This window comes from Paenibacillus tarimensis, assembly GCF_021532315.1.
Classification (GTDB): domain Bacteria; phylum Bacillota; class Bacilli; order Paenibacillales; family Paenibacillaceae; genus Paenibacillus_I; species Paenibacillus_I tarimensis.
Genome location: NZ_JAKGAO010000020.1, coordinates 1 through 11,731, shown reverse-complemented (window position 1 = coordinate 11,731; position 11,731 = coordinate 1). Strand labels below are relative to the sequence as shown.

General features: G+C 51.8%; 9 protein-coding genes. All 9 read left to right on the top strand.

The features are described from left to right. The first annotated feature begins 60 nt into the window (after positions 1-60). The 9 genes from L1N82_RS17820 (at position 61) to L1N82_RS17780 (ending at position 11,254) form a co-directional block, all read left to right on the top strand. Entirely contained in the window at positions 61-1,047 is a 987-nt protein-coding gene (locus L1N82_RS17820) for a zinc-binding dehydrogenase (RefSeq protein ID WP_235288817.1), read from the top strand. 166 nt (positions 1,048-1,213) lie between these two features. Beyond that, positions 1,214-2,119 (top strand): ABC transporter permease, encoded by a 906-nt coding sequence (locus L1N82_RS17815; protein WP_235288816.1) that lies wholly within the window; start codon positions 1,214-1,216, stop codon positions 2,117-2,119. A 15-nt stretch (positions 2,120-2,134) separates the two neighbouring features. Next, positions 2,135-3,022 carry a carbohydrate ABC transporter permease gene (locus L1N82_RS17810; protein WP_235288815.1) on the top strand — a complete coding sequence of 296 codons (888 nt, stop codon included), beginning with the start codon at positions 2,135-2,137 and terminating at the stop codon, positions 3,020-3,022. A 69-nt stretch (positions 3,023-3,091) separates the two neighbouring features. Next, positions 3,092-3,397 carry a hypothetical protein gene (locus L1N82_RS17805; protein WP_235288814.1) on the top strand — a complete coding sequence of 102 codons (306 nt, stop codon included), beginning with the start codon at positions 3,092-3,094 and terminating at the stop codon, positions 3,395-3,397. A 26-nt stretch (positions 3,398-3,423) separates the two neighbouring features. Beyond that, on the top strand, positions 3,424-4,845 hold the full coding sequence (locus L1N82_RS17800) for a sensor histidine kinase (RefSeq protein ID WP_235288813.1): 1,422 nt from the start codon (positions 3,424-3,426) through the stop codon (positions 4,843-4,845). Further along, positions 4,842-6,521 carry a response regulator gene (locus tag L1N82_RS17795; protein ID WP_235288812.1) on the top strand — a complete coding sequence of 560 codons (1,680 nt, stop codon included), beginning with the start codon at positions 4,842-4,844 and terminating at the stop codon, positions 6,519-6,521. The genes L1N82_RS17800 and L1N82_RS17795 overlap by 4 nt, the downstream gene beginning before the upstream one ends. 94 nt (positions 6,522-6,615) lie before the next feature. Beyond that, the gene (locus tag L1N82_RS17790; RefSeq protein WP_235288811.1) at positions 6,616-8,292 is read left to right on the top strand and encodes an extracellular solute-binding protein; all 1,677 of its coding nucleotides are present in this window, start codon (positions 6,616-6,618) and stop codon (positions 8,290-8,292) included. Positions 8,293-8,369: 77 nt separating this feature from the next. Beyond that, positions 8,370-9,221 carry a lipoate--protein ligase family protein gene (locus L1N82_RS17785; RefSeq protein ID WP_235288810.1) on the top strand — a complete coding sequence of 284 codons (852 nt, stop codon included), beginning with the start codon at positions 8,370-8,372 and terminating at the stop codon, positions 9,219-9,221. Between the two features lie 269 nt (positions 9,222-9,490). Further along, positions 9,491-11,254: a cellulase family glycosylhydrolase gene (locus L1N82_RS17780; RefSeq protein WP_235288809.1), complete on the top strand. Its 1,764-nt coding sequence runs from the start codon at positions 9,491-9,493 to the stop codon at positions 11,252-11,254. Positions 11,255-11,731 lie beyond the last annotated feature (477 nt).

The window sequence follows — 11,731 nt, the reverse complement described above, 5'->3', positions numbered from 1 at the left end:
GGGCACAATAAGGAGAGACCAATTTATGCGAATAGCAAGCAGAAGGAGGAAATAAATTACATGATGAAAGCAATTATTCTTGAAAAACCGGGAACACCGGAAACGATGCGTCTGACAGATGTCGCCATCCCAGAGCCTGGACCAGGCAGCATTCGCGTTCGCGTCAAGGCCGCATCGCTTAATCCGGTCGACTATAAGGTTGCCTCAGGCGGCCATCCGAGTTGGAATTATCCGGTTATACCAGGTATTGATGCCGCAGGCACTGTCGATGCCGTCGGTGAAGGCGTTACCCGCTGGAAGGCTGGTGACCGTGTCGTCTTTCACGGCGATGTTGCGAAATCGGGAGCCTTCGCGGAATATGCCGTTACGACGGCACACACTGCGGCTGCTATACCGGAAGGCTTAACTTATGAAGCGGCAGCTGCTTTCCCGTGTGCCGGACTTACAGCTTATCAAGCGCTCGTACGCAAAATGGGGTTCGAGGCCGGACAGACTATCTTCATTCATGCAGGTGCAGGCGGTGTCGGCGGTTATGCGATACAGCTGGCCCGCACGTTAGGCGCTGGGCAGATCATGGCAAGTGCTTCACGCCATAATTTTGATTATGTGACTAATCTGGGTGCTGACGTTGTGATCGACTACAATACAGATAATGTCCATGAACGAATCATGGAGCTGACTAACGGCCGAGGTGTCGACTGCATCCTGAACACGGTCAATCGTGCGACTGCGCAGGCAGATTTGTCTGCACTGGCCTTTGGCGGGCAGCTCACTTGTATTGCGGGTTCGCCCGAGGTCGTTGCGGATTTTCAGCCAAGCTGGAAATCAATCACCCTGCACAAGCTGATGCTAGGTGGTGCTCATGCCTCTGGAGACATCCATGCACAGGAAGACTTGGCGCGGATGGCCGATGAATTTACGTCGCTCATGCTTGAGAAGCAAATCGACCCGATGATCAGCGAGACGATCAAGCTCGATGCGGTTCCCGCAGCACTGACACGTCTATCGCAGCGCCATGTGCGCGGCAAGATTGTTGTCGTGCTATGATCTGTTAAGCGTATAAACTCATTCACTAGCCCGTTTCTGCCGTGAAGGCGGAGGCGGGTTTTCTTGTACATAAGGGAAGTAAATAAAAGATACCGGAAGTAAAGAAGCTCCACTGTCAGCGGCAAGAGGGGCCCCTATATAATCGAAGAAAGAGGAGGAGTCAGCCATGAAGGGGACCATTAGGCAGTTCTACCGCAACATTCCGCTTCACCTTATGATCATTCCCGGCATCATTATTGTACTCATCTACAGTTATATTCCAATGGCGGGGCTGATCATTGCATTCCAGGACTTTTCCCCAATTGCGGGGTTCAGGAATATGACGTGGAACGGACTTGATAATTTCCGCTATCTGTTTGAGCTTCCCGGCTTCTATCAGGTCGTGTGGAACACCGTCTTCATATCCGTTATGAAAATAACCGCTGGCTTGACGGTACCCGTTATCGTCGCACTGCTGCTGAACGAGGTTCGCGGCATGCTGTTCAAACGAACGGTCCAGACCATCATCTATATGCCGCATTTCTTCTCCTGGGTTATCCTCGGGGGCATTATTGTCGATGTGCTGTCGCCGGGCGGAGGGATCGTCAACCTGTTCCTGAAATGGATTGGTGTTCAGCCGATTCAATTCCTGGCCAGCAACGACTGGTTTCCGTATATTCTCGTCATCACAGATCAATGGAAGGAATTCGGATTCGGAACGATCATCTATCTTGCCGCACTTACGAGCATCGACCGTTCGCTGTATGAGGCAGCAGTAATCGACGGGGCATCAAGATGGAGGCAGACCTGGCATATTACGCTACCGGGCATACGTCCCATCATGATTCTGATGCTGACACTGAGCCTCGGCAACGTGCTGAACGGCGGTTTCGACCAGGTGTTTAACCTGTATAACCCGCTCGTCTATGAATCGGGCGATATTCTGGATACGATGATTTACCGGATCGGCCTGCAGGATGCTCAGTATTCGGTGTCAACCGCACTTGGTCTCATTAAATCAATCGTATCGCTGATTCTGATCGGCGTCGGATATTTTCTCGCATACCGGGTTGCGAATTACCGGATTTTCTAATAGGGGGTGGCTCGCTTGCATCACATCTCGGCTTCATACCGCGTCTTCCTTACCATTAACTACGCTGTACTGACCATACTGGCGCTGCTCTGTCTGTTTCCAATCGTTAACCTGCTTGCGATATCGTTCAGCTCCAGCAGCGCGGTCAGCTCAGGCAGCGTAACCTTCTGGCCCGTGGATTTCACCTTGTCATCCTATACCTACATCCTGGAGAATAACCAGTTCCTAGGTTCCTTCGGAACAAGTATGCTGCGGGTTGTACTTGGCCTGTCGGTTAATCTGATCCTTACGATACTGGTGGCATACCCGCTCTCGAAGGAGGCGTCCACATTCCGCTCCCGGACGGTGTATGCCTGGTTCTTCGTCTTCACGATGCTGTTCAGCGGCGGTCTGATCCCCGGATATCTGGTCGTGAAGGAAACCGGGATACTGGACTCGATCTGGGCGCTTATCCTGCCAGGAGCGGTACCGGTATTCAACGTGCTGCTCATGCTGAACTTCTTCCGCGGCCTGCCGCGGGAGCTTGAAGAAGCAGCCTGGATGGATGGCGCTGGGCATCTGCGTACGCTGTGGAGTGTGTATTTGCCCGTATCGCTGCCGAGTATCGCGACCGTTACGCTGTTCACAGTCGTTGGCCATTGGAATGCATGGTTTGACGGGATGATCTATATGAAGAGCCCGGATGAATATCCGCTGGCAACGTACCTGCAGTCCATGCTTCAGCAGATGTCGCTGCAGACCGCCACAGTCTCGCTGGAACAGGCGGAGCTGCTCACACAGGTATCGAACCGCACGACGCAGGCGTCACAAATCTTCTTGTCTGTCCTGCCCATACTGGCGGTATATCCATTCCTTCAGCGGTATTTCGTGCATGGGCTGGTCGTAGGAAGCGTTAAGGGTTAAACTGGATAGTACTACTTGAAGGAGCCGGGTGCGGCTCTTTTCTTGCTGCCAGAGAGGAGATACCTGCGTATGCTGGAACGTATTCAACAGATATGGATGCCGAGATCCATCGTCACCAAGCTGATGGCTGCTTTTGTGCTGGTTGTATTTCCATTGTGTGCCGCCGGCTTCATTATAACGAGCAGCAGCTCGAATCAGATGAAGACTGAGATCGAGCGGGCCAATGAATCGAAGCTTCACTTTTACTACAGCCACCTCGAATTTGAGCTGAACCGGATTACCTCGCTTGTGACGGAGTACTCGTTTGATGAAACGTTGTCCTCCTTTAGTGCCCGAACGCCTATTATGACTGCTTATGAAAAGCTTACACACTGAACCAGATTCACATCAAGCTGCGGCAGATGAAAGAGACAAGCCCGTATATCAGTGACGTGGTCTATTATGTGCCGGGAATCGGGAAGAAGGTTAGCGCAACTGGCGGTGTTTCGAATGTTCCTGCGAAAGAATGGCAGGGCCTGCTTGGAAGTATGGGAAACCTGCAGGGGGCGCTGTCCCGTTACAATGGCGAGCTGTATCTGCTTCGCAGCAATCCGTTCAATCTGGACCGAGTCACACCGCCTAACTTCCTGCTTGGAATAAGGCTGTCCTCCGAAGAATTAAGGGTAAGACTGCAGGAGTTTGCAGGCACGGGTGAAAGCGATATTGTGCTCGCATTCGGCAGCCGCAGCGATTATATGATCTCTACGTCCGATAGCGGGGAGACGCTGAAGGATTTTGAACAGATCCAGGATGGAAGGACACCCGAAGGAAGCGTCGAACGCCTGCGGAGCAGCGATTATTACTATTATTCGATCTATGACCATGACAATCACTTTCGGCTGACAGCAAGCATCCCTAATGATGTTGTCCTGAAGCCGATCCAGATTTATTCACAGTGGCTGATTCTGCTGCTGGTACTGTCACTGGTGGTCGTCATCCTATTCTCGCTGTGGACCTACCGGATGATTCACCGGCCGCTCGCCAGACTGGTAAGGGGGTTCAGTCGTGCGGAGCAGGGAGATACAGCCGTTCAAATTACGGATACCCGAAAGGATGAATTCGGCTATCTGTATGACCGGTTTAATGAAATGATGAAGCACCTTCATACGCTGATTGAGGAAAATTACGTTCAGCGCATACGGACAGGGGAAGCAGAGCTTAAGCATCTGCAGTCGCAGATCACCCCTCACTTTCTATACAACAGCCTGTTCAGCATCAAGCAGATGGCAGAGCTTGAGAACGTTGAGCTGATCAAGGAGTTCAGCGATTATCTCGGTCAATATTTCCGCTATATGACCCGGGATGCCGCCCAGGAGGCCTCGCTTGGCGAGGAGCTGGACCACGCGCTTGTCTATCTGGCTATACAGGAGATTCGCTTCGGGACACGAATGCGTTCGGAGATTGGAGAAATTCCGGTGGATTGCCGGTCAATTCGCGTTCCGCGTGTGCTGCTGCAGCCCATGATCGAGAATGTATTCGAGCACGGACTTGGGCAAAAAGCCGGCGGTGGTTTGCTGATGCTAACAGTCATACGTGATGAGCAGCGGCTTATTATCCGGATTGAGGATAATGGAGAAGACCTGACTGAGGAGAAGCTTAAGCTGCTGCGGGCACAGCTGGCATCGACGGATGGTGACAGAGGGGAAATTACAGGGATGATGAATGTACATCAGAGGCTGAGATTCAAATTCGGGCCGGGCTCCGGCCTGCAGGTTGAACGAAGCCCGCTTGGCGGACTATGTGTCCTGGTGACAATTCCGACCGGAGAGGGGAATGACCTATGAGACGTATGCTGATTGTCGATGATGAACCGCTCATCGCAGATGGTCTCTATACCTATTTTGCCAAGGCAGATATAGAGGATATGGAAATATTGAAGGTATACTCTGCCAAGCAGGCACTGGAATGGCTGGATACAGTAAAGGTTGATATTGTACTAAGTGATATCTGTATGCCCGGGATGGACGGTATGCAGCTGATCCAGGAAATTGTAGACCGCTGGCCGCGCTGCAAGGTCATTCTGCTGACCGGTCATAATGAATTTGAATATGCCCATCAGGCTATCCGAAACCCTTGTGTCGCTGACTATCTCCTCAAGACGGAAGGAATGGAGAAGATTCGTGAGACAGTGGAGCAAACACTTAAGCAGATTGCCAGGGAAAATGATTTCCGGTACCAGGCCGAGTGGTTTCAGGAGAAAATGCCAAAAGCCCTTCCGCAGCTTCAGAGGCAGCTGCTGCTAGATCTGCTGAAGCGCAGGGGAGCCAAGGCGTGGATGAACCTGCAGGAGGAATTTGATGCCATCCGGCTTCCGTTTCGCGCTGAGCTTGCCGTCCTGCCTATGCTGCTTCGCATAGAGGAATGGGGCAGCTATGAATCGCAATCCGATCAGCGGCTGCTGTGCTATGCGGCAGCCAACATTGCGGAGGAGCTGCTCGGCGATAAAGCAGCAGTCAAAGTCGCAGAACTGGACAGCCGCTCACTGGTCTGTTACATACAGCCGCATGCCGGACAGCTGCAGCAGCACGGGCTGGAGCAGGGCTGGGAGCGGACGATCCGTTTTGTCATGGGCACACTGGAATCGATTCAGCAGTCCTGCCGGGATTGTCTGCGGCTCTCCGTCTCTATCATAGCCGCGAATCAAGCTGTGCAGTGGGGCGGCCTGCAGCAATCGGTTAACCGGCTCGGACTAGCGGTATTTGATAGTCCGGGTTATGGAATGGAGAAGCTAATGCGCCTGGATATTACGGGGGAGACAGCGGGACTAAGCTTGCGCCAGGACAAGCTCGCCGCAGCCGAGCTTCTGCTGGAGCATATGAAGCAGCGGCTGCTGGAAGGCTCCGATGATTGGATGTGCTCCTTTCGCCAGTGGGTCGAGATTACAGGCGAAGGCGGACCGGATGATCCGTTCCTGCGGCTCAGACTGCTGCACGGCATAGCGGATATGAGCTTGCGCACAGTCCAGGAAGCAGGCTTGTCTGAAGAGGCTGGCAGAGAACACGATCTGGCGCCCATGCTGCATTTTAACATTCATACCCGCTGGTCCGACATCATCGCCTTCTACCGGGAAACCTGCCAGTGGATTGTCTTAAGGCGAAGGGACAGCTGCCGGCATGATGAATCTCATATTCTGATGAACATCCACCATTATATCAAGCAGCATCTTGATGGCGACTTGTCGCTTACCAGAATTGCGCAGGAGGTTTCGCTTAACCCCTCGTACTTATCGCGCTGGTACAAGAAGGTTACCGGCAGGGGCATTTCCGACTATATTCTGGAGCGCAGAGTAGAGAAGAGCAAAGAGCTGCTGCTCGGTACAACACTGCGTATGCAGGATATCTCCGGTCAGCTTGGATTCAGCGACCAGCATTACTTCTTCCGGTTCTTCAAGAAGGCTGTTGGCTGTACGCCTCAGGAGTACCGTGATCAGCGCAAGGGTGCAGCGGAGACCAAGATGTAAAGAGAAGATACCCGATGTAAACGTGTTCCACTCGATAGGCCAGTTCACTGCCCTTTACAATTGAAAGTGTAAATATTAAAGGAGGGTTATTCGCATGGTAAATAAGAGAAAGCGTCTTCCTGCATTACTGCTGACCGTCATCTTGTCTGTTTCGCTTGCTGCCTGCTCTTCGAACACCGGTAATCAAAACGGTAACGGCAGCACAGCTGCAGACACATCATCTGGCAATACGGCTTCGAGCGTGAATGAAGCTGCTGCTGAGCCGCTTGGCAAATATGAGCCGGCCATCACAGTGCGGACAACGATGTCTGAGACGGGCAAGGAAACGCTCGCTGAAGGCGATACGTATACCAACAATGTCTGGACACGAGGGTATGAGGAAGAGCTCGGCATCAAGATGAAATACGACTGGATCGTGCCTAGCGCCAACTACAATGACAAGATGAACGTTACACTTGCCAGCGGCGATCTGCCCGATATCCTGAAGGTAACTCCGGTGCAGTTCGAGCAGCTTCATCAGGCTGGCATGCTGGAGGATCTGACAGATGTGTACGAGAAATATGCGTCCGATCTGGTGAAGGAATTTTACAGTGCGGAAGACGGCGCTGCTCTGAAACCGGTTACGAAGGACGGTAAAATCTATGCGCTGGTGGACTATCCCGGGTCGCTTGATTCATCCGATATGATATGGATTCGCAAAGATTGGCTGGATAAGCTGGGACTTGAGGAGCCCAAATCGCTTCAGGACGTTATCGCTATTGCCGAAGCCTTTACCTTTGACGATCCGGATGGCAACGGCAAGCAGGATACGTATGGCATCTCCATGAACAAGGACCTTCCTATTAACAGCTTCCTGCTCGGCTATCATGGCTATCTGGAAACCTGGATCAAGGATGAAAATGGTCAAATCGTGAACGGCACGATTCAGCCTGAGGTGAAGCAGGGTCTCGCGGAGCTGCAGCGTCTGTACAAAGAGGGAGTTATTGACCCTGAGTTTGGCGTCAAGGATTTTAACAAGGCGATGGAGGAGCTGAACGCTGGCAAGGCGGGCATGTGGTTCGCGCCGCAGTGGGCACCATTCCAGGTTATGCAGATGGTCAAGAAGGATCCTAATGTGAACTGGTTACCGTATCCGGTGCAGTCCATCGACAGCGAGCCTGCCAAAACCCAGAATCACCTCGTACTGGGCGGAGTCTTCGCAGTCCGCAAAGGCTATGAGCATCCGGAAGCCCTGATCAAGCTGCTTAACTTCCAGGCAGAGAAGATGTTCGGCGAATCTGCAGAAGCCGAGCGTGCCAAGTATCTGAATGGTATGACCGGTCTTGGATTCCAGAACGCGGCGGTATTCAATCTGCCGGCGAACAAGAACGTGAAGGCAATGGAGGAAGTGGTTGAAGCACTGGAGACAGAGGACACATCCAAGCTGGGCCTTGAAGCCAAGCTGTTCTATGAGGATATTAAGGACTACCGCAGCGGCAATCTTGATAAATGGCATATGGAGCGCATCTTCGGACCAGTCAGCTCGCAGGCGGTCATCAAGCATTATCGCGACAACGATCTAATTGTAATGAATGAATTTATATACGCGCCTACCAAAACCATGAGCAGCAAATCAGCAACGCTGGAAAAGCTTCGTTTGGAGACATTCCTGAAGATTATCTATGGTGAGCTTCCGATCGATGCGTTCGATCAATTCGTGACGAATTGGAAGAAGCTTGGCGGAGAACAGATTACAGCTGAGGTCAATGAAGTGGTGCAAGCGAATTCATAATATTATAAAATGGAAGCAGCCCTCTCATATGGGTTGCTTCTTTTTAGTTCGGGCTGCAGGGAAGGAATGCTGATTCAATGGTCAAAGATAACCGCTTGATGGAAAGTGTCGCCCCTTTAACAGGTGAATATGAATTTGAGATTTGGGACCATACATCCGAACCGATGGAGGGGGATGTTATAGTCCCGTTTGCTTATGAGGAGTGGCTGTGCCGGGAAATCGGCAAGGGCAGCATAAATCAAGGCGTACACATATGGCGGCATAGACAAGGTGCTGTGCTTGGTCAGAGGGACTTCCGTCTGCCGCAGGCCGGAGCCGCAATGCGGGAGCTGGCTGACCAGGGCTGGTCTGTTGCGGTGCGCATATCCGGGGGCGCTTTCGTACCGCTTGATGAGGGCGTTGTTAACGTGTCGCTGCTGCTTCCGAATCCGGAAGGCAGGATGGAGCATTTGGCAGATTTCCAGCGGATGGTCCAGCTGCTGAAGAATACGCTCTTGGTCTGGGGCTTGCCGGCTGAAGCTGGAGAGATTAACGGCGCATACTGTCCCGGCGAGTATGACGTTGCTGTACGCGGCCGCAAATTCTGCGGCATCGCCCAGAGACGCCAGCTGCGTGCAAGTGCTGTACAGGCATTCATTAATGTTGAAGGCAGCGGGGAAAGGCTCGCGGGAATCGCTCAGAGGTTTTATGAAACTGCCAGCGGCGGCAGCTCTGAGCTGGACTACCCTAAGATCGAGCGAGCCAAGACAGCAAGCCTCAGCGAGCTCGCAGCCGACTCAGACATGACGGTTGGTGCCTTCGTACATGGGCTGAAGCAAAGGTTAATCACGCTGGGTGGTACGGTGTCTGCTCCGCCAGCTGCTCCCGAGAGCGAGCTGCAGACACTGGTGAGGAGCCTACGGGAGCGCTATGCAGCTGGAAGTGAATAGTGAATGTTAACGGCGTTGCCCAAGGTGAATGGGTAATGCCTTTTTGTTTTCCAAGTATATGCAATTAGGCCGAAAGAAGCTGATGTTGGACTGGATAGGACTGGCAAATAAGAGCCTGGGAACTATTGTAATCCCTAAAGGCCTATGATTAAATCTAGTATGCAGCTAAGATTATCAAAAATTGGACAAAAAGTGATAAATAGGCTCTCAGGAGGTGAATCTGCCGTAACAGCTTGTCTTATATCTTGATTCACTCTAGGAGGTATTTCATGCGTAAATTGTTGAAAGCAGGATTAGTGTTAGCCTTGGCATTCACTTTGGTGCTGCCAGCGGCAGCTTCTCCGGCCGTGGCCGCGGAAGCAGGACGTATCGTTGACCAGTACGGACAGTTGAAGATCGTCGGCAGCCAGCTAACAGACCAGTCTGGAAATCCCGTTCAATTGAAGGGTATGAGCTCTCATGGGCTGCAGTGGTTCGGCCACTATGTCAATAAGGACAGCATCCGCTGGCTGAGAGATGACTGGGGGATTACCGTATTTCGTGCGGCAATGTATACCTCGGAGAATGGATATATTTCCAATCCAGAGTCGATGAAGGCCAAGGTGAAGGAAGCGGTAGAGGCTGCCATTGACCTCGGTATATATGTGATTATCGACTGGCATATCTTGTACGATGGAGATCCGAATACGTACAAATCACAGTCCAAGGCGTTCTTCCAGGAGATGGCAAGGCTGTATGGCAAGCATCCGAATGTTATCTACGAAATCGCCAACGAGCCGAACGGCAATGTGAACTGGAACTCGCATATTAAGCCGTATGCCGAGGAAATCACATCAGCGATCCGTGCTATTGACCCGGACAATATTATTATTGTCGGTACAGGAACCTGGAGCCAGGATGTGCACGATGCGGCAGCAAATCCGCTTAAAGCGGGTAATATCATGTATGCCGTCCACTTCTATGCCGGAACACACGGGCAGTGGCTTAGAGACCGGATTACGAATGCGATGAACAGCGGCGTGGCCGTGTTCGTATCCGAGTGGGGGACAAGCGATGCCTCAGGCAATGGCGGTCCTTACCTGTCACAAGCCAAGGAATGGACAGACTTCATGGCCAGTAAGAAGATAAGCTGGGCCAACTGGTCGCTGACGGATAAATCCGAATCGTCAGCAGCCCTGATGCCGGGTGCGAGCACGACGGGCGGCTGGACGGAGTCACAGCTGACAGCCTCGGGCAAATTCGTCCGCGAACAGATTCGCAGCGGCAGCACAGGGGGAGGAGTGAAGGAGCCATCACTGCCGGCCAAGCCCACAGGCTTGACAGCGGCTGCTGGCAGCGGCTCTGTATCGTTAAGCTGGAATGCAGTAAACGGAGCAGCCAGTTACATTGTTAAACGGTCTGAAGCATATAATGGTCCGTATGTAAGAGTTGCTTCACGTGTCACCGGAACGTCCTTCACAAACACCGGGTTAACCAATAATAAGACCTATTATTATATGATTAGTGCTGTGAACAGCCTGGGACAAGGACCCGACTCGGCTAAAGTGAGCGCCACGCCAAAAGCAGGCTCCACCGGAGCTTCCGGCGTAGTGGTTCAATATAAGGCTGGCGATACCAATGCAACCGACAATCAGATTCGGCCTCTGCTCAAGATTGTGAACAAGGGAACCCAGGCGATCAATTTGAGCGAATATAAGATTAGGTACTACTATACAAGCGACGACAAGAGCCAGCAGATCTTCTGCGATTATGCAACAGTCGGCTGCAGCAATATCACCTTGTCATCTGTTAAGATGAGTTCGGCCAAGAACGGTGCTGATTCATATATTGAGATTAGCTTCAAGGCAGACGCAGGTAAAATTGCAGCGAAAGCTGATTCTGGTGAACTACAGATCCGGATTCACAATCAAGACTGGAGCAATATGAATGAAGCGAATGATTATTCCTTCGACGGAAGCCAAACGTCTTTTGTTGACTGGAGCCGTGCTACGCTTCATCATAATGGGAAAGTTGTTTGGGGGAAGCAGCCTTAAGCAATTGTTTGAAAAATATACTGTTCTTCTATTAAAGATACACCATGAACTCTAAGTATATGGCAGCGGCCGGCCAGGAGCTAGTAGCTAATCCTGACCGGCCGTTTTCCCGCCCTGCCGTGCACACCAGCGATCTGTCACTCGCAGCATGCTAATGTCTGTCTTATGGCAGGACAGGAACAATTTAAGACTTGTCCGCTGCTTCATAAAGATGTATTCTATAGATCCGCCACCGAGCCCGTGAGCAGCTGATTGAGCTGGCTTGCAGCTTAGAACGCGGAAAGCGGAATGGAAAACATTAAGCTTTGCTTGAAGAGCCAGACCGTGTTATATTGTTACTCCAGCCGCGAGCAAGGCGGCGGACAAGCTATTGAGATTGTTCCTTGAAAACTGAACAACGAACGATTAGTCAACGTTTTATTGAGCAATAATCATGATAACTTTTTCATCTGTGCACATTCGACATCGACCTCGGTC

Bases quoted from the DNA above. Each gene is read 5' to 3' on its own strand.
- L1N82_RS17820 (WP_235288817.1), top strand. From the start codon at position 61: ATGATGAAAGCAATTATTCTTGAAAAACCGGGAACACCGGAAACGATG.
- L1N82_RS17815 (WP_235288816.1), top strand. From the start codon at position 1,214: ATGAAGGGGACCATTAGGCAGTTCTACCGCAACATTCCGCTTCACCTT.
- L1N82_RS17805 (WP_235288814.1), top strand. From the start codon at position 3,092: ATGCTGGAACGTATTCAACAGATATGGATGCCGAGATCCATCGTCACC.
- L1N82_RS17800 (WP_235288813.1), top strand. From the start codon at position 3,424: ATGAAAGAGACAAGCCCGTATATCAGTGACGTGGTCTATTATGTGCCG.
- L1N82_RS17795 (WP_235288812.1), top strand. From the start codon at position 4,842: ATGAGACGTATGCTGATTGTCGATGATGAACCGCTCATCGCAGATGGT.
- L1N82_RS17790 (WP_235288811.1), top strand. From the start codon at position 6,616: ATGGTAAATAAGAGAAAGCGTCTTCCTGCATTACTGCTGACCGTCATC.
- L1N82_RS17785 (WP_235288810.1), top strand. From the start codon at position 8,370: ATGGTCAAAGATAACCGCTTGATGGAAAGTGTCGCCCCTTTAACAGGT.
- L1N82_RS17780 (WP_235288809.1), top strand. From the start codon at position 9,491: ATGCGTAAATTGTTGAAAGCAGGATTAGTGTTAGCCTTGGCATTCACT.